26 protein-coding genes are annotated in these 25,251 nt (G+C 63.6%); 21 read left to right on the top strand and 5 right to left on the bottom strand.

The window, feature by feature from the left end; genetic code table 11:
* Positions 1-257: 257 nt before the first annotated feature.
* The 9 genes from CLV78_RS09480 to CLV78_RS09440 all read left to right on the top strand — a co-directional run bounded on the left by CLV78_RS09480 (position 258) and on the right by CLV78_RS09440 (position 10,456).
* The gene (locus CLV78_RS09480; RefSeq protein ID WP_106204572.1) at positions 258-815 is read left to right on the top strand and encodes a PqiC family protein; all 558 of its coding nucleotides are present in this window, start codon (positions 258-260) and stop codon (positions 813-815) included.
* 780 nt (positions 816-1,595) lie between these two features.
* A complete protein-coding gene (locus tag CLV78_RS09475) occupies positions 1,596-2,567 on the top strand; it encodes a D-2-hydroxyacid dehydrogenase (RefSeq protein WP_106204571.1) in 972 nt (323 codons plus the stop codon).
* Positions 2,568-2,596: 29 nt separating this feature from the next.
* On the top strand, positions 2,597-3,550 hold the full coding sequence (locus CLV78_RS09470) for a sugar phosphate isomerase/epimerase family protein (RefSeq protein WP_106204570.1): 954 nt from the start codon (positions 2,597-2,599) through the stop codon (positions 3,548-3,550).
* A 16-nt stretch (positions 3,551-3,566) separates the two neighbouring features.
* Positions 3,567-5,573, top strand: coding sequence for a transketolase (tkt, locus tag CLV78_RS09465; RefSeq protein ID WP_106204569.1), 2,007 nt, complete (start codon positions 3,567-3,569; stop codon positions 5,571-5,573).
* Between the two features lie 129 nt (positions 5,574-5,702).
* Complete coding sequence (locus CLV78_RS09460) at positions 5,703-6,029, top strand: ArsR/SmtB family transcription factor (protein WP_106204568.1); 327 nt, start codon at positions 5,703-5,705, stop codon at positions 6,027-6,029.
* A gap of 5 nt (positions 6,030-6,034) precedes the next feature.
* Positions 6,035-6,463, top strand: coding sequence for an SRPBCC family protein (locus CLV78_RS09455; RefSeq protein ID WP_106204890.1), 429 nt, complete (start codon positions 6,035-6,037; stop codon positions 6,461-6,463).
* A gap of 36 nt (positions 6,464-6,499) precedes the next feature.
* Positions 6,500-6,814 (top strand): YciI family protein, encoded by a 315-nt coding sequence (locus CLV78_RS09450; RefSeq protein WP_106204567.1) that lies wholly within the window; start codon positions 6,500-6,502, stop codon positions 6,812-6,814.
* 156 nt (positions 6,815-6,970) lie between these two features.
* Positions 6,971-9,265 carry a ribonuclease R gene (gene rnr / locus CLV78_RS09445; protein WP_106204566.1) on the top strand — a complete coding sequence of 765 codons (2,295 nt, stop codon included), beginning with the start codon at positions 6,971-6,973 and terminating at the stop codon, positions 9,263-9,265.
* A 21-nt stretch (positions 9,266-9,286) separates the two neighbouring features.
* Positions 9,287-10,456 (top strand): lytic murein transglycosylase, encoded by a 1,170-nt coding sequence (locus CLV78_RS09440; RefSeq protein WP_106204565.1) that lies wholly within the window; start codon positions 9,287-9,289, stop codon positions 10,454-10,456.
* Here CLV78_RS09440 and CLV78_RS09435 read toward each other — a convergent pair.
* Together CLV78_RS09435 and CLV78_RS09430 are read right to left on the bottom strand one after the other, a co-directional pair.
* Entirely contained in the window at positions 10,431-11,225 is a 795-nt protein-coding gene (locus tag CLV78_RS09435) for an HTD2 family dehydratase (protein ID WP_106204564.1), read from the bottom strand. The genes CLV78_RS09440 and CLV78_RS09435 overlap by 26 nt on opposite strands.
* Positions 11,226-11,532: 307 nt before the next feature.
* The gene (locus CLV78_RS09430) at positions 11,533-11,991 is read right to left on the bottom strand and encodes an I78 family peptidase inhibitor (RefSeq protein WP_106204563.1); all 459 of its coding nucleotides are present in this window, start codon (positions 11,989-11,991) and stop codon (positions 11,533-11,535) included.
* Positions 11,992-12,064: 73 nt separating this feature from the next.
* On the opposite strand from CLV78_RS09430, the gene CLV78_RS09425 reads away from it, so the two are divergent.
* The 4 genes from CLV78_RS09425 to CLV78_RS09410 all read left to right on the top strand — a co-directional run bounded on the left by CLV78_RS09425 (position 12,065) and on the right by CLV78_RS09410 (position 15,795).
* On the top strand, positions 12,065-13,177 hold the full coding sequence (locus tag CLV78_RS09425) for an S-(hydroxymethyl)glutathione dehydrogenase/class III alcohol dehydrogenase (protein WP_106204562.1): 1,113 nt from the start codon (positions 12,065-12,067) through the stop codon (positions 13,175-13,177).
* A 146-nt stretch (positions 13,178-13,323) separates the two neighbouring features.
* A complete protein-coding gene (locus CLV78_RS09420) occupies positions 13,324-13,773 on the top strand; it encodes a hypothetical protein (protein ID WP_106204561.1) in 450 nt (149 codons plus the stop codon).
* The gene (locus tag CLV78_RS09415) at positions 13,766-14,485 is read left to right on the top strand and encodes an NYN domain-containing protein (RefSeq protein WP_106204560.1); all 720 of its coding nucleotides are present in this window, start codon (positions 13,766-13,768) and stop codon (positions 14,483-14,485) included. The genes CLV78_RS09420 and CLV78_RS09415 overlap by 8 nt, the downstream gene beginning before the upstream one ends.
* 125 nt (positions 14,486-14,610) lie before the next feature.
* A complete protein-coding gene (locus CLV78_RS09410; protein ID WP_106204559.1) occupies positions 14,611-15,795 on the top strand; it encodes a calcium-binding protein in 1,185 nt (394 codons plus the stop codon).
* Positions 15,796-15,803: 8 nt separating this feature from the next.
* On the opposite strand, the gene CLV78_RS09405 is transcribed toward CLV78_RS09410, so the two are convergent.
* Both CLV78_RS09405 and CLV78_RS23870 read right to left on the bottom strand, forming a co-directional pair.
* Positions 15,804-16,421 (bottom strand): TetR/AcrR family transcriptional regulator, encoded by a 618-nt coding sequence (locus tag CLV78_RS09405; RefSeq protein ID WP_106204558.1) that lies wholly within the window; start codon positions 16,419-16,421, stop codon positions 15,804-15,806.
* 65 nt (positions 16,422-16,486) lie between these two features.
* The gene (locus tag CLV78_RS23870) at positions 16,487-16,654 is read right to left on the bottom strand and encodes a hypothetical protein (protein ID WP_158263495.1); all 168 of its coding nucleotides are present in this window, start codon (positions 16,652-16,654) and stop codon (positions 16,487-16,489) included.
* A gap of 144 nt (positions 16,655-16,798) precedes the next feature.
* On the opposite strand from CLV78_RS23870, the gene CLV78_RS09400 reads away from it, so the two are divergent.
* The 6 genes from CLV78_RS09400 to CLV78_RS09375 all read left to right on the top strand — a co-directional run bounded on the left by CLV78_RS09400 (position 16,799) and on the right by CLV78_RS09375 (position 21,539).
* Positions 16,799-17,722, top strand: a complete 924-nt coding sequence (locus CLV78_RS09400; protein WP_106204557.1) for an AEC family transporter — start codon at positions 16,799-16,801, stop codon at positions 17,720-17,722.
* 72 nt (positions 17,723-17,794) lie between these two features.
* Complete coding sequence (gene fghA, locus CLV78_RS09395; RefSeq protein ID WP_106204556.1) at positions 17,795-18,628, top strand: S-formylglutathione hydrolase; 834 nt, start codon at positions 17,795-17,797, stop codon at positions 18,626-18,628.
* Positions 18,625-19,077 carry a YaiI/YqxD family protein gene (locus tag CLV78_RS09390; protein ID WP_106204555.1) on the top strand — a complete coding sequence of 151 codons (453 nt, stop codon included), beginning with the start codon at positions 18,625-18,627 and terminating at the stop codon, positions 19,075-19,077. The genes fghA and CLV78_RS09390 overlap by 4 nt, the downstream gene beginning before the upstream one ends.
* Positions 19,078-19,105: 28 nt before the next feature.
* Positions 19,106-19,726 (top strand): HAD family hydrolase, encoded by a 621-nt coding sequence (locus CLV78_RS09385; protein WP_106204554.1) that lies wholly within the window; start codon positions 19,106-19,108, stop codon positions 19,724-19,726.
* Positions 19,723-20,628 (top strand): ornithine cyclodeaminase family protein, encoded by a 906-nt coding sequence (locus tag CLV78_RS09380; protein ID WP_106204553.1) that lies wholly within the window; start codon positions 19,723-19,725, stop codon positions 20,626-20,628. The genes CLV78_RS09385 and CLV78_RS09380 overlap by 4 nt, the downstream gene beginning before the upstream one ends.
* A complete protein-coding gene (locus CLV78_RS09375) occupies positions 20,625-21,539 on the top strand; it encodes an alpha/beta fold hydrolase (RefSeq protein ID WP_106204552.1) in 915 nt (304 codons plus the stop codon). The genes CLV78_RS09380 and CLV78_RS09375 overlap by 4 nt, the downstream gene beginning before the upstream one ends.
* Here CLV78_RS09375 and CLV78_RS09370 read toward each other — a convergent pair.
* Positions 21,536-22,774, bottom strand: coding sequence for an MFS transporter (locus CLV78_RS09370; RefSeq protein ID WP_106204889.1), 1,239 nt, complete (start codon positions 22,772-22,774; stop codon positions 21,536-21,538). The two genes, CLV78_RS09375 and CLV78_RS09370, sit on opposite strands and share 4 nt — an antisense overlap.
* A gap of 252 nt (positions 22,775-23,026) precedes the next feature.
* Here CLV78_RS09370 and zapE point away from each other — a divergent pair, with 252 nt between their 5' ends.
* Positions 23,027-24,124: a cell division protein ZapE gene (zapE, locus tag CLV78_RS09365; RefSeq protein ID WP_106204888.1), complete on the top strand. Its 1,098-nt coding sequence runs from the start codon at positions 23,027-23,029 to the stop codon at positions 24,122-24,124.
* Positions 24,125-24,351: 227 nt separating this feature from the next.
* The gene (locus tag CLV78_RS09360; RefSeq protein ID WP_106204551.1) at positions 24,352-25,242 is read left to right on the top strand and encodes a CPBP family intramembrane glutamic endopeptidase; all 891 of its coding nucleotides are present in this window, start codon (positions 24,352-24,354) and stop codon (positions 25,240-25,242) included.
* Positions 25,243-25,251: the final 9 nt, after the last annotated feature.

The raw sequence follows: 25,251 nt of genomic DNA, 5'->3' as shown, positions 1-25,251 counted from the left end.
CGCCATACGGCGCCTCCTCCCGTTGGGCCGGGCAGGCTTCGCCTGCGGTGGTTCGACTGCGTGGGGGCACAGTATTTGATTTGATGGCGATGCGCCTAGGTGCGTGTCAGCGCCGGGCGAGAAGGAAGGCCCCCCCCGCCGGTGGCCGTTGCTTGCCTGCCGCTTCGGGTCGCCATTGCCACATTCTGCGCCATTCCTCTTGCCCCCGTGGTCGCGACCAATATGCTCGCGCCAACAATTTGCGGAACGGACTCCACATGCGCCTCATGCTGCCTGCCCTCCTTGTGACCCTTGCCCTGGCTGCTTGTGGGGACGCGCCCGTCCGCTATGCGGCGCAGCCGGTGCCATCCGGGGCCCCGATCCGGATCAACGTTTCGCAACTGGAAGTGCGCGAGGTTTCCCTGCCGGCATATGCGCGGACGGAGGAGATCTGGCGCGAGACGGCCGCCGGCGCGTTGGAAGCGGATGCCTCCACGCTTTGGGCAGACGATCCAGCGCGTGGGATGACGCAGGAACTGACCAGCCACCTCTCGGCCCTTTCGGGCGCGCGGGTAGCAGCCGAGCCGTGGCCCTTCGAGGACTTGCCGCAGGCTCGCCTCGTTGTTCGGATGGATGAGATGGTCGCCGGGATCGACGGTACGTTCCGCATGTCCGGCCAGTATTTCGTCGCCCGTCTGTCGTCCGGGCGTGATGCGTCCGGATCGTTCCGCGTGGCCGCACCGATTGCGCCCGACAGCGGGGCGGCGGGCGTCGCGGCGGCGCGCGCTGCAGCCGTGCGCGACCTTGCGCGCCTGATCGCGGACAGAGGACTCTGACGGCTTTCAGAACGAGTCGGCTTGCGGGCGTCCGGACGGCCCCTTGGTCGCGGCCGCTATCCAGATCCGAACGGTTTGCTGGCAGGCGAGTTTTCCGTCGAGTGCGGGGGCTCGCGGCAGGGGCTGAGGGCGCGGGTCGGTTTTTCCCGGTCTTTTGCCCGTAGGTGATCCAGGGGCCCGAAGTTCCAGAATTGACCACAACCCAAAGGCTGAACCGGTCAATGAGCCGGTTTGCCGATTGTGGCCTATCAAGCCGGAACGTAGGGGCCCGCTCCAGAATACAGATGCTGTTGTCGATCGCTTGCGTGTCGGTAGGGGCAGCGAGGTGCCAACCGTGCCGAGCGGGCGCAGTTGGCTTTTCGGGGCATCGGGATCCGCTTGCACGTGGGAGCGACGCGGTCAGGGATCCCAATAGGCAACATCACTCAAACGCCAAAAGGCGCCACACAAGGTGGGGCCTATGGTGTCAGCGATCATACGGGACAGGACAAATCGTCGTGACAAACGTACCGGCGGGGGAGGAGGGTTCCGCCTTGTACACGTAGGATGTGGGAAGTCTTTGCCCCGATACCAATCCCGCAGTTGCGTGACATCCGGCGTGAGAAGCGGTGCAGTCGGGCAGGCCGCAGACGTCCGGCATTGTCCTTGGTCCGGTCACCTGGCCACGATGCCTGCCCCGGGAGCAACTCCGTCCGGAAAGGGGCTCCATGTCGCATTGCATGCGATGATGTATGCATTGCAGTATGCGTCTATGTCTGCTCGGAGGAGGAGCGAGGCGCAATGGCCGAACGCAAGATTGTATTTCTGGATGCGGCAACCCTAGCGGAAGACATCATTCTCAGGCCGCCGGACTTCCAGCATCGCTGGGTCTCTCACGCCAAAACCGCGCCGACCGAAGTTGTGGAACGCCTGGCCGGTGCCGAAGTCGCCATCGTCAACAAGGTCAGGCTGGAGCGGCCCGCGCTGGAGCAGTTGCCGGACCTTCGGCTGGTTGCCGTCGCTGCCACCGGGACGGATTGCATCGACACGTCCGCATGCATGGACCTCGGCATCACGGTTGTGAACATTCGTGGCTACGCCGGGGTAACGGTCCCGGAGCATGTCTTTGCCCTCATGCTCGCTCTGCGTCGAAACCTGCTGGGCTATGACAGGGACATCGCAGAGGGGCGCTGGCAGGAGACGGGGCAGTTTTGCTTCCACGATCACCCGATCCGCGACCTCTCCGGCGCCAATCTCGGCATTATTGGAGAGGGAGCGTTGGGCCAGGGCGTGGCCGAACGCGCAAAGGCCTTCGGGATGAAGGTCCTGTTCGCCGCGCACAAGGGCGTCGATGGCCTCGGACCGCTCTACACGCCCTTTGACGAGGTGCTGGAGCGAAGCGACGTGATTACCCTCCATTGCCCGTTGATCCCGGCGACACAGGGCCTGCTCGGCATGGCCGAATTTGAACAGATGAAACGGCGACCGCTGATCATCAACACCGCCCGCGGCCCGCTGATCGTCGAGGAGGACCTCGAAGTGGCGCTGGATCGCGGGTTGGTCAGCGGCGCGGGACTGGACGTGACATTGCCCGAGCCGCCAGCGCCGGATGGCGCCTTCATGCGACTCGCGCGTCGCCCCGATACGATCGCGACCCCCCATGTCGCCTGGGCCAGCCACGAAGCCCAGCAGGCGTTGGCCGATCAACTGGTCGGGTTGATCGAAGCCTTCGTCGCCGGGCAGCCGCGCCATGTGGTCAGCGGAGAGTTCTAAACAGCATTCAGGCAGTCAGGATACCAGCCATGCTCAAGCTTTCGATCATTACCCTGTTCCTCGGGCAGACGAGAAACCGCTTTCTCGTCTATCAGGACGCTGCGGACACTGTGACGCATCTGGACCGCGCTGGCGCGGCAGAGGGGATCGGCGCGGTGGAACTGCGCTACCCGGCCGACTGCAGCGACATCCCGGCCGTGAAGGAAGCACTGAAGCGCAATGAGTTGGCCGTTTCCGCTGTGAACTTTGCCTCCGTTCGGAACGATCGCTGGCTGCGCGGCGCCTGGACCGCAGAGGATCCGGCGGACCGGCAGGCCGCGGTGGATGACGCGAAGCGCGCGATGGACATCGCCGCCGAACTGGGGGCGCCTCGGCTGCACAACTGCCCGCTGAACGAAGGGTTCGACTATCCGTTCGAACTCGATCCCATTGCGGCGCTGGACTACTCCGCCGAATGCTTCGAGCAGATCTGCGCACACAACCGCGACATCAATGTCTGCATCGAATACAAGGCCAACGAACCGCGCGTGCGGTGCCAGATCGGCAATGCCGGCGAGTTGATCGCCTTCGCGGATATCGTTGGTGCGAAGAACCTCGGCGCGACGCTGGATGCAGGGCATTGCTTCCTCGCCGGGGAGAACCCGGCAGCCACGGCGGCGCTTCTGCACAAGTGCGATCGGCTCTTCTATGTCCACATCAACGACAATGACACCCGTGGCGACTGGGACGTCCTGCCCGGCACCTGGCACACATGGGAGTTCGTCGAACTGTTCTACACGCTGGAGCGGCTCGGATACGATGACTGGATCGCCTTCGACATCGTCTGCAAGGAACACGATGCGACACCGGTCTTCACCGAAGCTGCCGCCATCGCGAACAAGCTGAAAGAGCTTTCCACCCGGATCGACAAGGACGGCATGGCCGCCCGCTACAAGCGGCGCCACCCGACCTCCACGATGCGCATGCTCAACGATCTGCTCTAGGCCCGGAGAACGACAGATGCCCGACTACACCCGCATGGCCAATGCCATCCGCATTCTCGCGGTCGATTCGATCCTCAACGCAGGCGATGGCCACCCCGGCACACCGCTCGGCGCGGCTGATATCGTCACCACACTCTACACGAGGCACATGAAGTTCGACGCCGCCGATCCGACCTGGCCGGACCGCGACCGCTTCATCCAGTCGAACGGGCATGGGTCGATGCTGATCTATGCCGCGAACCACCTGTCCGGGTTCGCCAAGCTCTCCATCGAGGAGCTGAAACGGTTCCGCCAGCTCAACTCTCACTGTCCCGGCCACCCCGAATACGATCCCGAAGCCGGGATCGAGACAACGACCGGGCCGCTGGGGCAGGGGATCGCCAATGCGGTCGGTATGGCCGTGGCGGAAGAGAAGCTGCGCGCGATGTTCGGGCCGGAGATCTGCAACCACTATACCTATGCGCTGGTTGGCGATGGCTGCCTGATGGAGGGCATCGCACAGGAAGTGGTAGAACTGGCCGGGCACCTGAAGCTTGGACACCTCGTGTTCCTGTTCGACAGCAACCACATCACCGATGATGGCGAGACCTATCAGGCGATCAGCGAGGACCAGGCCGCGCGGTTCCGCGTGGCGGGCTGGCATACGGTGGAATGTGGCGGGCACGATCCGGACTCCATCGATGCCGCGATCCGTCTGGCCAAGGCGGACCCGCGCCCCTCGTTCGTGATCTGCCACACGGAGATCGGCCACGGCGTCCCGCGCATCGCCAACACCCGTTCGGCCCATGGCGGCAAGCTGGTGCCAGAGGATGCGGATGAGGCGCGTGCGTTGCTTGAATGGGAGCACGCGCCTTTCGTGATCCCGGAGGACGTGTTGAAACCCTGGCGGGAAGCCGGACGGCGTGGCAATGCCTCACGCGTCGCCTGGCAGAAACGGCTTGAGGCCGCCGATCCCGAACGCAAGGCGGAGTTCGAGCGTCTGGTTCTGGGCAAGCTGCCCGAGGGCTACGAGGCCGTTCTGGCCGACCGCAAGGCCGCCTATGCCGAGGCTCGCCCGACACAACCAGGCGTGGCGACATCGGGGGAGATCCTCGATGCGCTGAGCGATGCAATCCCCGAGCTTGTCTCCGGCGCGCCGGACCTTGAAGCTGCGACCAGGCACAAGCGCCGGTTGGAGGCCTTCACGGCGGAAAACCGCAACGGGCGCTACCTGCACTACGGCGTGCGGGAGTTTGCCATGGGGTCGATGATGAATGGCATGGCCGCACATCGCGGTGTGATCCCCTTCGGTATCACCTTCCTCGTCTTCTCGGATTATGAGCGGCATGCCATTCGTATGGCTGCGCTGATGGGCCTGCCGGTGATTTTCGGGTTCAGCCATGACAGCATCGGAATTGGCCGCAACGGCCCGACCCACCAGCCAGTGGAGTACCTGGCCAGTTTGCGGGCCATTCCCAACCTCACCGTGTTCCGTCCCGCAGACGCCGTGGAGGCGGTGGAATGCTGGGAGCTGGCGTTGGCGAACCGGACCGGTCCGAGCGCGATGGTCTATTCCCGTCAGCCGATCCCGGCGGTCCGTGCCGAAGCGGGGGCGGAGAATGCCTGTGCACTTGGTGCCTATGTTCTCGCGGCAGCCTCGGGCAAGCGGAGGGCCACGCTTTTTGCGACAGGTTCCGAAGTGCAGATCGCACTTGCCGCGCGCGAGACACTGGAGGCGCAGGGTGTGCCGACAGCGGTGGTCTCCGTGCCGTGCTGGGAACGTTTCGAGCAGCAGGAGCCGGCCTACCGGGCCGAGGTCATCGGTCGCGGGACGGCCCGGGTCGCCGTCGAAGCCGCCGTTGGGCTTGGCTGGGAGCGGTTTATCGGCGAGGACGGCAGCTTCATCGGAATGTCCACGTTCGGGGCCTCTGCACCGGAGGACGAGCTGTTCGAGCACTTCGGGATCACACCGGAGGCCGTGGTCGGCTCCGTTTTGCGGGCGCTGGACACAGGGTCAACGGCAACGGCCGAACTGGCCGGGTGAAGCCCATTGCACCGTGTCGGGGCGCAGCACTCCACGCTGCGCCCCTTCGCCTTTTCACCGTAAAACACAATTTAGCTTATGAGTTAATTAACTCTTGAGTTAATTGACGAATCATCTCACCCTGACTGCATGACCAGTTTGCCCGCCACCTTCGCAGCGCTCTCGGACGCGACCCGGTTCGCCATTGTCGAGCGATTGATGGCAACAGGCGCCCGCACTGCGGGGGAGCTTGCCGATGTCGCGCCGATCTCGGCGCCCGCGATCTCCCGGCACCTCAGGGTGCTGCGTGAGGCAGGCGTGATCGAGCAACGGATTGAGGGCCCAAAGCGCATCTATTCGGTGCGGCCACAGGCCATTCGCGCGATCTCGGACTGGACCATGGACCACCGCACCTTCTGGGAAGGCAGCCTTGATCGGCTGGCGCGGGCATTGGAAAACAGGGAGTTAGACGAATGAACGTATTGGAAGACGTCCGCCTGGAACGCGAGTTCACGGTGTCGCCCCAAGTCCTGTTCGATTACGTCAGCACGCCGGAGGGTTTGCTGCAATGGTGGGGCCCGGAAGGGCTGAGCGTGCCGGAGCACGACCTCGACTTCAGTCGCAAGGGGCCGTGGTTCTCGGTCATGGTCAACCCCGAAGGACAGCGGTTCAAGGTGTCGGGCCATGTGACCCATGTTGACCCGCCGAAGTCCGTCGGCTTCACTTGGGCTTGGCACGATGACGCCGACACGCGCGGCTTCGAGAGCCACGTGACGATGACGGTGACCGCAACCGATCGCGGCGCGCACCTCGTAATCGACCACACGGGGCTTCCGGACGCCGAGGCGGCCGAGAACCACACCAAGGGGTGGACGTCGTCGCTGCGCAAGCTCGAACGGCTGGCCGGCTGAGCGTTTCGTACCAGTCTCAACAGGAGGGAAAGAGACATGCCCAAGTTTGTTTTTGCATATCACGGTGGAAAGCAACCAGAGACCGAGGAGGAAGGCGCCCAGGTCATGGCGGAATGGCAGGCCTGGTTCACGGAAATGGGCGATGCCGTTCTCGATGGCGGCAACCCGGTGGGGCAATCGTGGACCGTGAAGAAGGATGGCGTCGAGGAATACGGCGGCGCCAACCCCCTCTCCGGCTACACGCTGGTTCAGGCGCCGGACATGGTGACGGCCACCGGCTATGCGAAGAACTGCCCAATGGTGAAGGATGGCAGCGGCACCGTGGAGGTGGCTGAGGCAATCCCGATGTGACCGGGCATCCGAAGGAAATGCGTGAGAGGTCCGGTCTCTGATCGGGCTGCGTCCTCCCGTGCCACGGGAGGGCGCTTCGCTGTCCGGAGTGTTCCAACGCCCCGCCGAGGGACTTCGCTGCGTGACAGCCCAATGCCCCCATGGTACGCCGCAGGCATGGCAGAGCTTCCGACAAAGGCGCAGGTCCTCGACTGGATCGCCGAGAATCCGACACAGACTTCCAAACGCGATATCGCCAAGGCCTTCGGGATCAAGGGCGCTGCGCGGATCGACCTCAAGCGCCTGCTCAAGGAGCTGGAAGCCGAGGGACATCTGCAGAAAAACCGCAAAAACTATCGCGATCCGGACAAGCTGCCGCCGGTCACGGTGCTTCAGGTCTTGTCGCCGGATGCCGACGGCGAGCTGTTTGCAAAACCGCTGGAATGGCACGGCGAAGGGCCGGAACCTCGTGTCCTCTACATAGCGCGCGACAGTGATCCGGCGCTGGGAGAGGGGGACCGGATCCTCGGTCGTCTGACCGAGGTGCGAGCCGACGACCACCAGTACGAAGCGCGCCTGATCCGTCGTATCGGTCACAACCCGCACAAGATCCTGGGAATCTATCGCAAACGAACCGAGGGGGGGCGGATCACGCCGATCGACAAGGGGGCCGATCGCGAATGGCAGGTTCCGGACGGCGCGACCCACGGCGCACGGGATGGCGAGTTGGTGGAGGCCGAACAGGCCAGCCCGCGTGGCAAGCTCGGCTTGCCGACGGCCCGTATCGTGGAGCGGCTTGGCGACCCGTCGGCACCGAAGGCCGTGTCCCTGATAGCCATCCATCAGCATGGTATTCCCGACGACTTTCCCGACAAGGTGATCGAGGAAGCGGACCGGATGAAGCCGGCCGGTCTTTCCGGGCGCGAGGACATGCGCGACCTGCCGCTGGTCACCATCGACCCGGCGGATGCGCGTGACCACGACGATGCCGTCTATGCCCATGCCGATGACGACCCGAAGAACGATGGCGGATTCGTCGTCTGGGTGGCCATCGCCGACGTCGCCCACTACGTGACCCCCGGCTCGGCCCTCGATGCCGAGGCGCGGATGCGGGGCAACTCGACCTATTTTCCCGACCGGGTTGTGCCCATGCTGCCGGACCGGCTGTCCGGTGACCTGTGTTCGTTGCACGAAGGGGTCCCGCGCGCCTGCATCGCCGTTCGGATGCGGCTCAACGCGCAGGGCCAGAAGGTCGGGCATTCCTTTCATCGCGGGCTGATGCGTTCCATCGCGTCGCTGAACTACGAGGAGGTGCAACAGGCCCTCGACGGCGAACCGAACGACAAGTGCGGTCCGCTGCTTGAGGATGTCCTCCAGCCCCTCCGGGCGGCCTATCAGGCCGCTGCCAGTGCCCGTGACCAGCGCCAGCCGCTGGATCTGGATCTGCCGGAGCGCAAGATCGTGCTGTCGGAAACGGGAGAGGTCACGTCTGTCCGCTTCAGGGATCGGCTGGAGACGCATCGGCTGATCGAGGAGTTCATGGTGCTGGCCAACGTCTGCGCCGGCGAGACACTCATGGCCAAGCGCACCCCCCTCCTGCTCCGGGTTCACGAGGAACCTAATCCCGAGAAGCTGAACGCCCTGCGTGAGACCGCAGCTGCGAGCGGGCTGACTCTGGCAAAGGGGCAGGTGCTGCAAACACGGCATCTCAACAAGCTGCTGCACGATGCCGCCGGCACGGATTTCGCGGAGTTGATCAACCTCTCGACTTTGCGGTCGATGACGCAGGCGTATTACAGCCCGGAGAACTTTGGGCATTTCGGCCTCGCGCTGAAGACCTACGCGCATTTCACGTCGCCGATCCGCCGGTATGCGGACCTGATCGTCCACAGGGGCCTGATCGCGAGCCATGGATGGGGCAAGGATGGTCTGTCACCGGATGACATCGACCGGCTGCCACGCACGGCAGAGCATATCTCCGAGACCGAGCGGCGGTCCATGACTGCGGAGCGGGACACGAATGACCGCTACCTTGCCGCCTACCTGTCCGAGCGCGTGGGCAATGAGTTCACCGGGCGGATCAGTGGCATTGCGCGGTTCGGTGTCTTCGTCCGTCTGGACGAAAGCGGAGCCGACGGGCTGGTCCCCATACGCTCGCTCGGCAACGAGTTTTTTCACTACGACCGCGAGGCACAGACCCTGATGGGCTCGGATACGGGGCGCGAGATCTCGCTGGGCCAACGGGTGACGGTCCGCCTGTCGGAGGCGGTGCCGGTGACAGGTGGATTGATGCTGGAACTGCTGGAGCTTGAGGGTGAGGAAATGGCGCCGTCTGGTGGTGGCAGTGGTCGCGGCCGCCCGGTGCGTCGCAAACCCGGTCAGGCGAAGGCGCGTGCAAGAACCGCCCAGAAATCCGGTCCCAAGTCGCGCAGCAGTCGGGACAAACGCAAGGTGACACGGAAGCGCCGCTGACAGGGGCCGAGGGGAACAGCCATGCCGGAGCAGGATGCGCGCGACAAGGCGTTTACACGTTGGGTGCGCGACTTCCGGTTCCGCGCCATGGCAGAGGGCATCTCCGTTGAGACCCTGGATGCCGTCGGCCCGACGTTCCGCTTCCTGCCCGAGGTTGTTGCGCGGGATCGCACCCAGCCTGAGTTTACCACGCCGATCTGGGAGTATCTCGACCGGGCCGTGACCGGGAAACGCATTGCGGAGGGGCGCGCGGTGCTCATGCGGCACACGGACCTCTTCGACCGCATCGAGGCAGAGTTTTGCGTGCCTCGGGCAGTTGTTGCGGCGATCTGGGGGCTGGAGAGCGCGTTCGGGACATGTCGCGGGGACATCGCTACACTCAATGCACTGGCGTCGCTCGCCTTTGACGGGCGACGCGGCGCGCTGTTCGAGGCGCAGCTTGTCGCAGCCCTGCGGATCGTGGAGGCGGGCGACATACCGGCCAGCCGGATGGTGGGTAGCTGGGCCGGGGCCATGGGGCACACTCAATTCATGCCGACGTCCTACCTCGATCGTGCGGTGGACTTCGATGGTGACGGGCGGCGGGATATCTGGAGCGATGATCCAGCCGATGCGCTTGGCTCGGCGGCCAACTACCTCCGGCAATCCGGTTGGCGACCGGGCGAGGGCTGGGGGCGAGAGGTGTTTCTGCCCGAGAACTTCGATGCCGGGCTTGGCGCGCCGGAGGACCGTCGGGAGGTCTCTGCATGGGCGCGCCTAGGGGTGAAGGAGATCTCCGGAGCGCCGCTGCGCGGGGAGGGGGGCGGATCCGTCCTGTTGCCTGCTGGCCATCAGGGACCCGCTTTCCTCCTGCTGAACAATTTCCGGGTTATCCGAACCTACAACGCTGCGGATGCCTATGCGATTGCCGTTGGCCACCTTGCGGACAGGCTGGGGGGAGGGCCAGCGCTCACGACTGCCTGGCCGCGCCACGAGCGCCCGTTGAGCCTGAACGACAGGCGGGAGTTGCAACAGCGTTTGTCGGCAGCAGGCTTTGACACCGGAGGGGTGGATGGCCTGACGGGTCCGAATACACGGTCGGCGATCCGGAACTACCAGCGGCGCGAAGGATTGCCTGCGGACGGCTTTGCGTCTGCCGCGCTTCTGGATCGGCTTCGCGGGGGTGCTACCGCCCTGCCTCGGCCTCGGTGATCAGGTCGCCGTCGCCATTCCGGATCCACAACCGTGGCCCTGACCGGTTCAGAACAGCGGTTTCCCCGAGGATGAGCGCGCGAACGCCGCGAAAGCGGAAGGTCCTGAGTGGGGCAATGGCCTCAGCCTTGAGCATCAGCAACTGCGCCAGAAGCGGGCCGTGCACGACCAGCCCCGCGTAACCTTCCAGGTCGCGCGCATAGTCCGGATCATAGTGTATCCTGTGGCCGTTGAATGTCAGCGCCGAGTAGCGGAACAGCAGCGTGCTGTCGAACCCTCGCGACTCGGGCTCGCTGTCCTCCGGCGCTTGTCGGGGTGGCGGGGGCGGGGCGGCAGGATCGGGGTCCTCGCGGTACACGAGGTCCTGTTCCTCGGTCACGCAGAGGACACCCGCTTGCCGGATTTCGTGCTGCACGGTCACGAAACCGAGCGGTCCGGTACGCCCCTGTTTGCGCGCCATCGCGGCGATGGTGCTGACGCGCACCGCCTGCGATCCGGCGTGCAGCGGCGCGTGGAACTCCAATCGACCGCCAGCCCACATGCGACGGGGCAGGCCCATGTCGGGAATGAAGTGTCCGACCGCAGGATGGCCGTCGCGGCCAAGCGCCTCGGCGGGGGCAGGCTCCCAGAAGTAGATCTGATGGAAGAACGGCGGGAGCGGTGCCCCTGGTCCAGGTGCCGGCAGTCCGAGGCACGTCCGCAGTGCCTGCGCCCGCGCCGCGTCCATCGTGTCGGTTACGATCTGTTTTCGGTCGACGGGCTCTTGCATGGCACGACCCTATGGCAGCCCGCGTCAAAGGCAATGGTGCAGAACCCGATCTGCCACTGCCTGAGATCGTGCGTGCCGCGTTCGTCGGATCGTCCGCCATGTGGACCCGTGAGGCGCGGGCTGGCTCAGGCCAGCGAATGGACCGGAAAGGGCGCGTACCGCGACCAACCTGCCACTCCCTTTTGGACACGTGTCACGCATCCCATACCGATCCGCGGGGCCCTCCGTCGCGCTTGCGGACACGTCCCTGCGAACGTCAGTGCCGCAACACCGGCGCCGGTTGGGGGATCGATCAGGTGTCCTGTCGTCAGCCGCAGGAAATGCGGTTCACCCGGCCATTGCCACCCAGGTAGAAGTTCACCCGCATCGGGTTGTACTCCTGTGTGACGATCGTGTTGGGGGCGATTACGCGGTAGGGCGCGGCGATCCCGGCGGCCTCGACCGTTGCGGCGTTCTGGTTGTTGAACTGCTGGAACTCGGCAAGCTTGCAGGTGTCCGGCAGACGTTCGGTCAGGCCACTTGCATCGGAGGTCTGGACCGTGGCGAAGGGATCGCCTCCCGCCGTTGCGGCCGCGGCCGCGGCCGCGGGATCGGTGGTCTGGCCGGTGCCGTCGAGTGGCGCGACCGTTGTTGTCCCGGCCGCGGGCAGGGTTCCCGTGACGGTCGGGTCGGTCCCGAACATTTCCTCGGTCACCGGCTGGCTCGACGGATCCGCGCAACCTGCAAGCGCGACGAGCGCTGCTATTCCCCAAATTCTCCGGTCCATATCTCTCTCGCTTGTTGCAATGTTCGGGCTCTTCGCCCACGATTTTGCGATAGTCTAACCGGAGGACAGGGCAATGAAAACGCGTGCTGCAGTGGCAATCGGGGCCGGCAAGCCGTTGGAGGTGATGGAGGTCAACCTCGAAGGGCCCAAGGCTGGTGAAGTGTTGGTGGAAATCAAGGCCACCGGAATTTGCCATACTGACGAGTTCACCCTGTCTGGAGCGGATCCGGAAGGGCTCTTTCCGGCGATCCTGGGGCATGAAGGCGCGGGCGTGGTCCTGGAATGCGGCCCAGGCGTTACCTCGCTCAAGCCGGGCGACCACGTGATCCCGCTCTACACACCGGAATGCCGGGAGTGCGAATACTGCCTCAACCCGAAGACAAATCTCTGCCAGTCGATCCGCAGCACGCAAGGCCAGGGGCTGATGCCCGACGGGACCTCGCGGTTCTCCACGCTCGATGGCGACCCGATCCTACATTACATGGGATGCTCGACATTCGCCAACCACACGGTCCTGCCGGAGATTGCGCTGGCCAAGGTCAATCCGGACGCGCCTTTCGACAAGATCTGCTACATCGGCTGCGGCGTGACGACAGGCATCGGAGCGGTCATCAATACCGCAAAGGTCGAAATCGGCGCCCGTGCTATCGTCTTCGGCCTCGGGGGGATCGGGCTCAACGTGATCCAGGGGCTGCGGTTGGCCGGTGCGGACCAGATCGTCGGTGTCGACCTGAACCCTGACAAGAAGCCCATGGCCGAGCGTTTCGGGATGACGGACTTCGTCAACCCGGCGGAGGTCGAAGGCGACCTTGTGCCCTATCTCGTCGATCTGACCCGGGGCGGCGCCGACTACACGTTCGACGCAACGGGAAATGTCCAGGTCATGCGGGCAGCCCTTGAATCTGCCCACAAGGGGTGGGGCGAATCGATCATCATCGGCGTCGCGCCGGCCGGGGCAGAGATTTCGACCCGACCGTTCCAGCTTGTCACCGGGCGGGTCTGGCGCGGTACGGCCTTCGGCGGTGCACGGGGCCGGACAGACGTGCCGAAGATTGTTGACTGGTACATGCAGGGCAAGATCGAGATCGATCCGATGATCACGCACACGATGACATTGGACGAGATCAACACCGGGTTCGATTTGATGCACGCAGGGGAGTCGATCCGGTCGGTGGTGCTCTATTAGCGCACAAGCTTGTTCTGTCGGCCCATGAAGCGGTTGATCTCTCACACCCCCTTGAGCAATGGACGGCGAACGTTCCATCGCGCCTCGACCGAAGAGGTCGGCAAAATGACCTTGAACGTTGGGTTCTCGCTGGATGGATAGGCAAAATGGAGAGATCCGGCGCAATCTCTTTCCCTTTCGAAGTGTTCGAAGGAGAACGACCCGATTTTTTCATTCGCCACGGCAAGGAGCAATTCGGGATCGAGGTGACGGAGGCCGCCGATCCGGACGAGCAAGCAAAATGGACGAAGGAGGCAAAGGACGATCGGGCCTCTGCCGAACCTGTGCCTCGGCTCGTCGGCGAAGAAGCATGCCACAACCCGGAAAAGGTCAGGGACATCGTTGGAAAAGCAGTGTCGCGCAAGGCAGGTCGCGCAAACTACACGCCATGCGATCTCTTGGTTTACCTGAATACCCACGCAGATTGGTTTCTGGAGGGAGAGGAGCTGTTCGACCTGCTATCGGAGATAGAATTGGAAACCTGTCCTTTCCCCCGCGTGTATGTATACAAACCCGACACCCTTCTTGAGCTCGTTTCGGAGACAATTCATGCCTGACCAGCGCCCCCTGCTCGCCGTTCTGATCGATGCCGACAATACCTCGCCGCAATTTGCCAAGGCGATCTTTGACGAGATCGCGGCCTATGGCGAGGCGTCGGTCCGTCGTTGTTACGGCGACTTCTCCTCCACCCAGATGAAAGGCTGGTCCAAGGTGCAGGCGGAATTCGGGCTGGTGCCGCATCACCAACCGGCCAACACCGTGGGCAAGAACGCTTCCGACATCGCATTGGTGATCGATGCGATGGACCTGCTGCACACGGGGCGGTTCGACGGGTTTGTCCTAGTATCATCGGACAGCGATTTCACACGCCTTGCCAGCCGGGTGCGCGAGCAGGGACTTGACGTGTTTGGTATCGGGCAGCGCAAAACACCGGAGGCGTTCCGGAAAGCCTGCAAGCGGTTCATTTTCCTCGAGAACATAGATACCGCCGCCGCCGCATCGGAAAAGACGCCGGCGGATCGAAAACCCGACAAGGCAAAGTCGCTCAACGAGGCACGCGACCTCATCCTGAAGGCAATGGATGCCATCGACCCGGACGACGACTGGTACGCTCTCGGGCAGCTGGGCCAATACGTCGTCGCCGCCAACCCCGATTTCGACACGAGGAGCTACGGAAAGAAGAAGCTCTCCGACCTCGTCCAGTCGATCAAGATCTTCGAGACACGTCGCGGCTCAGGCAACCAACTGCAGGTCCGGCGCCTCGACTGACCCGGCTCCCTGGCGGGCACCCGCCCTTTGATCGAATCCAGAATTCCCGCTAAATTGACGCTGTGTCAAATTGACACGCGTGTTTCTCGGTGTGCGGTTCGAACTTTTTTCATAGGGAGATCACAATGGCCAAGGTCGTATTCACCAAGTTCCAGGACTATCACCACAGATATTCCGAATTTCAGAACTACAGCGTCACCTCCTTCAACAAGAAAACGGGAATATTGCGACTGACCTACGACGAGAACAGGGACGGAAGGGAGTTCGAAAGCGACAGGTCCCCGTGGTCGATCAAGGTTCAATTCGCGGATATTAAAACATTCAAGCCAACCCAGGGAGAGAGGGCGGGGGAAACGGTCATCACCTCCGGGACGATCCAGTATGTCGAATGGATGAACAAGGCCGGGAAAGTTCAGGTCAAGCTGACAGAAACCGGGCTGGATGCCGGAATATTCTACGATTTCGTGATAGACGACCCTTGGAAGGCATATGAAAACCTTGTCGGTGAGGACAGCACCTATATCGGTCCCCGTTCCCTTATCCGGGGCATGGATGTCAAAACCGGGGCTGGTGACGACGTTGTCCGGGCCGGAAAGGGCGGATGCTACATCAAGGACAAGGGCGGTACAGACAAGTATGTCGGCACCGACGGAGATAGCTGGGATACTGTCAGCTACGACAATTGGAACTACTCAAATCATCCGTTCAACCGCGGTGTTTCCGTCAACCTTGCAAAGGAAAAGGCCATCGGTCCGGACGGGAATGTAGATCAGCTTATCGATATCGATCGCGTCGTCGGGACCAACCGCAATGACACGATGCGTGGGACGGACGGATCCGATACTTTCAGCGGGTTGCGCGGGCAGGATGTCTTCTACGGCGGGAAGGGCGATGACCGGGTCCAGTACTATCAGGATCGCTATGACGGCGGCGACGCCGGGATCGTGGCCAACCTGATCAAGGGCCGTGTCCGGGACGGCTACGGAACCATCGACAAGCTTTTCAATATCGAAAACGTAGAGGGCTCTGAAGCCGACGACTGGATTCTCGGCAACAACAAGAGCAACTGGTTCCGCGGCCGGGACGGCGCCGACAAGTTCGTCTTCAAGGGGATCAAGTTCGGCCACGACGACATCGACGACTTCAGCCGCGACGAGGGCGACAAGATCGTCATCAAGGCTGCCAACAAGTTCAGGGACCTGACGATCCGGCAGAAGGACGGCGACACCATCATTACGCTGAACAAGGATTCGAAGGTGGTTCTGCAGGACTATGACGACGGCCTGGTGCCGAGCGACTTCATCCTCTGAGGCGCCGTTCACGCCCCATATCGCGCCACGAACATTTCGACCGCGCCCGCTATCACGCGGGCTCGGTCCTCCTCGGAGAAGGAATCTTCAAGCCCGAGTATCATTCGCGGGAAGAGATCCACCTTGCAAAGTTCCGAGAACTGGTCGGCGGCAAGATCGAAATCGTCAATCGCGAGCTCGCCCCGTTTCGTTGCGGCCCGGAAGTACCGGGCAAGCAAGGCGCGGGACTGAGCCGGGCCGTTATTCCAGAACTCCCTCCCCAGTTCCGGAAAACGCCCCGACTCCGCCACCACGATCCGGAACACGGCCTGGCCGAAACCTGACAGGTAAAACTCGACCATCTTTCGACCGATCTGCGTCAGCGCCTCGCGAGGGCGCAGTTGCTCGTCGATCTCGCAGCAGGCCCCGTCCGCGGACCTGCGACACTCGCCGCTGGCCACTTCCATGAAAAGGAGCCTCTTGTCAGGGAAGTAGCTGTAGAGTGTCGCCTTGGAGACGCCGGCCGATTTCGCGATGTCATCGACACTGGCGCCCTCGAACCCGTCTTGCAGGAACACGTTACGCGCGCCCTCCACGACCTGGTCATACTTGCGGCCCCGCTTGATCCGGCCTGCAACAGCATTCATCGGTGTGCCCTTCCTTGCCGAGGGCACAATAAACTGACCGGTTCAGTAGCGGCAAGCCCGCCAGCCTATTTCGCGACGGGCAGTGTTGCAGGCGTGTTTGCGCCCCGTGTCGTGCCGGTACCGCTGGTGCCATCTTCCGCGAAGGTGAGCCGCGGCAGGTCGAATGTGAACATCGCATTGGCAGAAACGCTGCCGGAGATCGTCAGGAACAGGGCGATACAGAGGGTACGCATTTCGAAGTCCTCCACAAAAGTCATCGGGCGAATGCATTAACCCTACCTGATGCCAACGGCGGCAACTGTAAGGCGGCTCACAATGCTCCTGAAATTCGGAAAATCATGCCGTGACCGACCGCCATTCCCATGTTACGGGCGTCTATGCTTCCGATTTTCCTAAAGACATTGCCTTTCTTCGGCGTCATCGCCCTCGGCTACTGGGCCGGGCGAACGCGGTTCTTCACCGATGAGGCAACGGCCTACCTGACGAAGTTCGTGTTCTATTTCGCGCTCTCGGCCATGCTGTTCAAGTTCGCCGCGAACCTGTCGCTGGCAGAGGTGCTGAGCTGGCCCTTCATCATGGCCTATCTTGCCGGCAGCACGATCGTTTATGCCTTCGCCACCATTGTCGCGCTGGTCCGGCGATTGCCAATGGACGAAGCGGCGGTGGAGGCGCAATGCGCCGTGATCGGCAATGTGGGATTCCTTGGCGTGCCGATGCTGACCCTGCTGATGGGCGCCGAAGCGATCGGCCCCGTCATGATGGTGCTGGCCGTGGACCTGTTGTTTTTCGGCTCGATGATCGTGATCATCATAACGGCCAGCCGGGACGGCCGGGTCGCGCCGGGCGTGCTGCTCTCTGTCGGAAGGGGGCTGGTACGTAATCCCATGATCATGTCCATTGGAGCCGGCTTCCTGTGGTCGGCCTTGCAGATCCCGATTCCGGTGCCGATGAACGAGTTCCTTTCAATCCTCGGGGGCGCTGCAACACCGGGAGCACTCTTTGCCATCGGGGCATCGCTGGCCAGCAAGAATGCCGAACGGCTTTCGGTCGCGGTCTATCTGTCCACTTGCAAGCTCCTGTTGCACCCCTTTGCGGTTGCGATCATGGCGTTGATGGTATTCCCGGTGGAGCCCTACGCGGCCTCGGTGATGATCGCGGCGGCGGCGCTTCCTGTGGCGGGGAATGTCTACATCCTCGCGCAGCACTACCGCGTCGCACCGCACCGTGTCTCCACCGCGATCCTGTTTACCACCGCCGCCTCCATCGTCACCGTCTCGGCCTTCATCGCGGCCGTCAGCTGAAGCTGCGGGGATCGACCCTTGCCCGGGTCGGACGGGCGGGCTAGGCCTGAGCCGACGACAAGGGAGCCACTGATGGAAACTGTTTCCGAGAACCGGTGTTTCGATGGCACGCAGGGTGTCTATCGCCATGCCAGCAGGACGTGCGATTGCGACATGACGTTCGGCCTGTTCCTTCCGCCGCAGGCAAAGGAAGGGGACGTGCCGGTGCTCTGGTATCTCTCCGGTCTGACCTGCACCCATGAGAACGCCATGGTGAAGGCGGGAGCACAGGCGGTTGCGGCACAGGTCGGCATGGCAGTGGTCTTCCCGGACACTTCGCCACGCGGCGACGGCGTGGCGGACGACGCGGCCTATGATCTCGGGCAGGGGGCGGGGTTCTACGTCAATGCCACGCAGGCGCCCTGGTCCAGCCATTTCCGGATGTGGGATTACATCGGGGCCGAGTTGCCGGATCTGCTCGGAGCCCGGTTCCCGCTGGACATGAAGCGGCAGGCAATCACCGGCCACTCGATGGGGGGGCACGGCGCATTGACGCTGGCGATGGGGCACCGCGATCGCTTCGCCTCTGTCTCGGCCTTCGCGCCGATCGCGCACCCGAGTGCGTCCGACTGGGGTCGCAAGCAGCTCGGCGCCTACCTGGGCAGTGACGAAGCGGGATGGACACCGCACGACGCGACGCTGCAAATGCGCGCGGTCGGGCTCGACGTGCCGGTGCTGGTCGATCAGGGCAGCGAGGATCAGTTCCTCGACCTGCTGAAACCGGAAGCTCTGGCGGAGGCGATGGCAGCGCGGCGTCAGCACGGAGTGTTCCGCATGCAGAAGGGCTATGACCATTCGTATTTCTTCGTTTCCACTTTCATGGCCGACCATGTGGTCTTTCATGCAGAGGCGCTGGGGCTGAGTTGACCACGATCTATGTCGATGCCGACGCCTGCCCGGTGAAGATGGAGGCGGAGCAGGTGGCAACGCGGCACAAGGTGCCGATGATCCTCGTCTGCAACGGGGGTATACGTGCGCCCGATAATCCCTTGGTGCGCGTGCAATACGTGGATGAAGGGCTGGACGTTGCCGACCGCTGGATCGTGGCGGAATGCAGCACGGGCGATGTTGTCATCACCGCCGACATACCGCTTGCCGCCGATTGCGTGGCCAAGGGTGCCATCGTGCTCAAACCTGACGGCGAAGAGCTCACAGGGCGCAATATCGGCAACGCTTTGGCGACACGAAACCTGATGACAGAATTGCGCAGCGCCGACCCTCTGCGCCCCGGGGGCGGGCGGCCGTTTTCGAAGGCCGACCGGTCGCGGTTTCGTCAGTCCTTGGACCGAGTTTTGACACGGATGGCCAATAGGTGAGGTTCGTGCCTGAGTGGGAGTAGGTGTATTGACCGTAGAGCTTGTGATCTTCGACATCGGCAACGTCCTGATCGAATGGCAGCCCGAGAGATACTATGATCGCGTGATCGGACGGGCGCGGCGCGAGGCGATGTTCGCCGAAGTCGATCTGCACGGCATGAACGACGACATCGACCGCGGCGGGGACTTCAGGGACACGATCTATGCTGCGGCGGATGCGTACCCGCAATGGCGGGACGAGATCCGCATGTGGCACGATGACTGGATGGACCTTGCGACGCCGCCAATCGATCACTCTGTGCGGTTGCTGCGGGCGCTGCGGGCAAAGGGTATCCAGGTACAGGCACTAACCAATTTCGGCATCGGCACTTTCGCGCTCGCCGCCACCCACTACGACTTCCTCAACGAGTTCGACAAGCGCCACATTTCCGGCCACCTCGGGACCATCAAGCCGGATGAGGAGATCTACGAGATCGTCGAGCGGGAGTGTGGCCACGCGCCCGGGGCTATCCTGTTCACCGACGATCGCCACGACAATATCGAGACCGCCCGGTCGCGAGGGTGGCAGACACACCTTTTCGAAGGCCCCGGAGGCTGGGCGGAACGTCTTGTGGCAGAGGGGCTTCTGAGCGCGGAGGAAGCCGCATGAGCCTGCCGTTCATCGGGCCGGAGGCCGAGGCTGAAATGGGCTGGCTGGCATTGACCGATGCGCTGGCCGCGGCACATGACCTGCCGAAAGCAGAGGTCGGGGATACCTTTCTCTATCGCGGCAACGATACGTTGCTGAACCGTGCCGCATGGATTGACGGTCTCGGCAGCCTGGTGAAAACGGCCACTGTCTTTCCGGGCAATGCGGCACTCGGAAAGCCGTCGATCAACGGTGGCGTGACCTTCTATTCCGATGCCACGGGCGAGGCCGAGGCCCTGCTCGACTTCCACCTTGTGACGAAGTGGAAAACCGCTGGCGACAGCCTCCTCGCGGCCCGCCGCCTGGCTCGCCCGGACAGCCGCAGGATCCTTGTCGTGGGCGCGGGAACGGTTGCCGGTTCGCTGATAGAAGCCTATTCGGCCGCATTCCCGGAAGCGCGATTCACGATCTGGAACCGCTCCGCCGACCGGGCGAAGGCGCTTGCCGTGCAGGTCGGCGCCGAGGTCGCCACCGATCTGGAAACGGCGGTTGGCGCAGCCGATATCATCACCTCCGCCACCATGGCAAAGGAGCCGGTGATCCGCGGCGACTGGCTGCGCCCGGGCCAGCACATCGACCTTATCGGCGCATTCAACCCGCACATGCGCGAAGCCGACGATGTCGCCATGTCCCGCGCGCGCCTCTTCGTGGATTCCCGCGACACCACGCTTGAGCACATCGGCGAGTTGATCGCACCGCTGGCGAGCGGCGCCATCTCGCGCGATGACGTGTTGGCCGACTATTACGACCTCGCGGGGTTCAGACGGAATGAGGGGGACATCACCCTGTTCAAGAACGGGGGCGGGGCACATCTGGACCTGATGACCGCCCGCTATATCCTCGATGCGGCCGGGGTCTCATGAGCGCATCCGTCGTTGTCCTTGCGCTTCTGCTCCTGCTTGTCGCCGCCTGGGCCGTTCCTGAGCTGCGGCGCCGTCCGATGGGCGCGAAGGCCCGCGCCGAGGCTTTGGGCGAGTTTGCGGCCATCCCGGGCGGACGCACGCATTTCCGGTGGTTCGGGCCGGAAGACGGGCCGGTGGTGGTCTGTGTGCATGGGCTGGTGACGCCGTCACCGATCTGGGAACCGATGGCGAGCGGACTCGCCATGGATGGCTACAGGGTTTTGACCTACGACCTCTGGGGCAGGGGATATTCGGCGCGTCCCCTCCGCAAACACACGGCGGATCTGTATTGCCGCCAACTGAGCGACCTGCTGGACTCTCAGGGGGTGACCGGGCCGGTTTCATTGCTGGGTTATTCCATGGGCGCGGCCATCGCGACGACATTCGCAGCCGCCACACCGTCGCGGGTCGACCGGTTGGTCTTGCTGGCGCCGGGAGGGCTCGGTTGCGATCCCGGTCAGTTCTTTGAACGCTGCTGTCGGCTGCCCGTCGTCGGCGATATTATCTGGGGGTTGCACGGCGGCGACGATCTCGTGGACGCCACCGGTCCGGAGGAACGTTTTCCGGCCCTGCCTGCCCTGATCCGTGTCGAGGTGACGACACGCGGGTACCTTCCGTCGCTCCTTTCCAGCGGCCGCAACATGCTGGCGGAGGATCAGGCCGGCGCGCACAAGGCAATCGCCACGGCGAAGATACCTGTGCGTGCGATCTGGGGGCGGCATGATCGTGTGATCCCGCTGTCGGCGCTTGGCCGCCTTGCGCAACTCAACCGAAATGCGCAGCAGAGCGTGCTGGAGGCCGCGGACCACGGTCTGATCTACACCCACGCAAGTGAGTGCCTCAAGGATGTCCGGGCCTTTCTGAAGCGCTAGGCCAGTCGCGCGCCAAGAGGGCGCTCCCTGATCGGCAAGTGCACGATGGCGGAGAAGGCTCCGACGCCGACGCCGATCCACCACACGGCTGTATAATCACCGGTCAAGTCGTACATCCGCCCGCCCAGCCAGACGCCGATGAACGAGCCGATCTGGTGCGAGAGAAACACGATCCCGTAAAGCGTACCCATGTAGCGCAGCCCGTAGATATGCGCGACGAGGCCGCTGGTCAGTGGCACCGTGGCGAGCCAGAGCGCGCCCATGCTGATAGAGAAGAGAACCACCGTGGCAGGGGTGATCGGCGCCAGGATGAACGCGGCCGCGATCACCGTCCGGCCGGCATAGATCCCCGCCAGCAGGTACTTCTTGGAGTAGCGTTTGCCCAGCCACCCAGCCAGCAGGGTCCCGCAGATGTTGGCCACCCCGATCAGGCTTATTGACAGCGCGCCGAGGGTCGAGGTGGAACGGATTCCCAACCCATCGAGCAGGCCGCCGGTCTGGATCGGGCCGCACAACTCTGTCACGAAGGCCGGAAAGTGCGCGGTGATGAAGGCTATCTGGTAGCCGCAACTGAAAAAGCCAAGGAAGATCAGCGTATAGGATGGGTCCTTGAAGGCCTTCACCAGCACTGCGCCCATGCTCTCCTCCAACTCGGCACGGGTTGCCGGCTGTGGGTCTCGCATCATCGGCAGGACCAGCAGGGTCGCGAGTATTGCAACGGCAAAGAAGACGAAGACCGACTGCCAGCCCATGAAACCGAGCATCCATTGCGCAACAGGGGCGCCGAAGACCTGTCCGGCCGAACCGGCGGCGGATGCGATGGCGAGCGCCATCGAGCGATTCTCGTCGCTCGATGCGCGTCCGACAACGGCGAGGATCACGCCGAAGCCGGTCCCGGCAATTCCGAACCCGACGAGGATTTCCAGGACCTGGTGCTGTTCCGGCGTCACCGCGATAGAGGAGAGCAGCAGCCCCGCGGCATAGGTCAAAGCGCCGAGGATGATGGCCAGGCGGTCGCCAAAGCGTTCGGCCAGCGCGCCGAAAATCGGCTGGCCAATACCCCAGGCGAGGTTCTGGATCGCGATGGCGAGGGAAAACTCGGCCCGCATCCAGCCGAATTCCTCTGCGATAGGGATCTGGAAGACACCGAAAGAGGCACGGATGGCGAAGCTCACAAGCAGGATAGTGGCGCCGGCGACGAGGACCGGCGTGATAAGCGGGGTGCGTGTTTCCATGAGGGCGACCATGGCGGGACGACTGTGCCCGGTCAATTCAAGTCTGATCTGGACGGCTGGTTGCGCTCAGGTTGCTCGGAAGGCTTTTGTTTGCCCCATGATGCGGGGATCATGCCGGGCCTGCTTTCCGCTGTGGCCGGGATTTCGGTCGGCGCGGCAGAAGCGCCACGCAGCCATTGCGCCCTGATGGTCCCGATTTCCGCAAGCGATCACATCTTCCCAATTCCGGCCGCGCCGCCTAAACCGAACCCGATGACCAGAACGTTGACCGACATTTACAATGACCGCGCCACCGAGGGCTTGTTGACGCCGGACCCCGCGCAGGCTGCGGCTCTGCCGGAGTTGGAGCGGGTGCGGCACGAGATGGCGCGGCCCGCCGAGCGCTCACCCAGCGGTCTGCGCGGCTTGTTCTCGAAACCCGCGGCACCCGAGCCCGTGCGCGGCCTCTACCTCTGGGGTGGGGTCGGGCGCGGCAAGTCCATGCTGATGGATCTTTTCTTCGAGGCGGTGCGAACTGACCGCAAGCGGCGGGTCCATTTCCACGCCTTCATGCAGGAAATCCACGCCGGTCTGCACGAGGCGCGCAAGCGTGGCGTCGAGGACGCGATCGCGCCTGTCGCTGACGAGGTCATCGCCCATGTCGACCTGCTCTGCTTCGACGAGATGCAGATCACGGACATCACCGATGCAATGATCGTCGGCCGCTTGTTCGAGAGGCTTTTCGATGCCGGGGTCGTGGTGGTCACCACGTCGAACAGGGTTCCGGACGATCTTTACAAGGACGGGTTGAACCGGCAGCTTTTCCTGCCCTTCATCGACCTCATTAAGGCGCGCATGGTCGTGCACGAGTTGAGCTCGGACAAGGATTATCGCCAGAACCGGCTTGCCGGCTCGCCTGTCTACTTCACGCCGAACGACCATGAGGCACGGGAGGCGATACAAGGGATATGGGATGACCTGACCGGAGGGGAGGCGCCTCCGCTTGTGCTTACTGTGAACGCCCGACCGGTGGAGATACCTGCCTTTCGCAACGGCGTGGCGCGGGCTGGGTTTTTTGACCTCTGCGGCCATCCCCTCGGGCCTGCCGACTACCTGGCCATCGCCGAGGTCGCCAAGGTTCTGGTCCTGACCGATATCCCCTGCCTTGGACGGTCGAATTTCAATGAGGCGAGGCGCTTCGTAACCCTGATCGACGCGCTCTACGAGGCGAGAGTGCGGCTGATCTGCTCTGCCGCTGCCCAGCCCGAATTGTTGTACCTCGAAGGCGAGGGCACGTTCGAGTTCGAACGGACCGCGAGCCGGCTCCGGGAGATGCAGGCCGCGGATTGGGCGAGCGACGTCGCCGTCTGACCCCGCGCCGAAGGCGCGCCCGGCCCAACGGGGCGAGATGCGCCAGCGTCGAGCGCGGGCGGGAGCGGCTGCCTGCCACCACCGGGCGCAGCGGATTGTCTGGGGGGCCGGTCTGTCATCGCGGCGTAAGGGGTGGCATCGGACAGGTCTGCCCACGGTCTCGTCCGGGACTTCCCTGATTGCACCGATTGCCAAACCGGCCTAGCTCTGTTCGCAGGAGGTCCGGGATGGGTCACGATCCACATCAGTACTTCGTTGCACCTGCCCGGGCCACGCCCGAGCTTTGGCGCACGCTGATCGGCGTCGTGATGATCTTCATTGCCGGGTTGGCGCTCTACCAGTTGGCCTTTGCCTTCCTGTCCAACCTGATTGGCCCGAACGCGACACAGGGCCTCGTGGAGTCTCTCACCCTCGGCGACGATACGGTGATTGGCACCCTTCATATCCTTCTGTCCTTCGGGTTCTTTGGCATCGCGCTCTTCATGATTGTCCGCGGTTTGCATCATCGCAGCCCGGCGACGCTTTTCGGGGACTGGGCCGCCGTCGTGTCGGACTTCCTGCGGGTCTTCCTGACTGTGGGCGGGCTGTTTTTGGCACTGATGATCCTGCTGCCGACCGACATCGACTATGTGCGCAACACCGAAATGCCACGGGATCGCTGGCTGCTGCTGTTGCCGGTATCCCTTGCCGCAGTCATGGTGCAGGTCGGTACCGAGGAGTTGGTCTTTCGCGGCTATCTCCAGCAGCAGCTTGCGGTGCGGTTTCCGAAATGGCCGCTCTGGCTGGTGCTGCCGTCGCTCCTGTTCGGCTTGCTGCATGTCTCGGGCGATGCCGCCGGGCCGAACCTGCTGGCCTATGTATGCTGGACGGTGGCCTTCGGACTCGCCGCGGCCGATCTGACCGCGCGCACCGGCGCGCTCGGCGCTGCCATCGGCCTGCACGCCGCAAACAACGTCATGGCGATTCTTGTCGCCTCGTTGAACGGGCCCGGGTCGGGCCTTGCGCTCTACCACATTCCAATGGCCATGGACGATCCCCGGATCTCCGCCATGATGCTGCCCGAACTCGCCACAACACTCTGCGTCTGGCTGGCCGCCCGGCTGGCGCTGAAAGTCTGACCAGCCCAC

The sequence above is a fragment of the Aliiruegeria haliotis genome (assembly GCF_003003255.1).
Taxonomy (GTDB): Bacteria; Pseudomonadota; Alphaproteobacteria; order Rhodobacterales; family Rhodobacteraceae; genus Tropicimonas; species Tropicimonas haliotis.
This window is presented reverse-complemented; position numbering and strand designations above follow the sequence as displayed.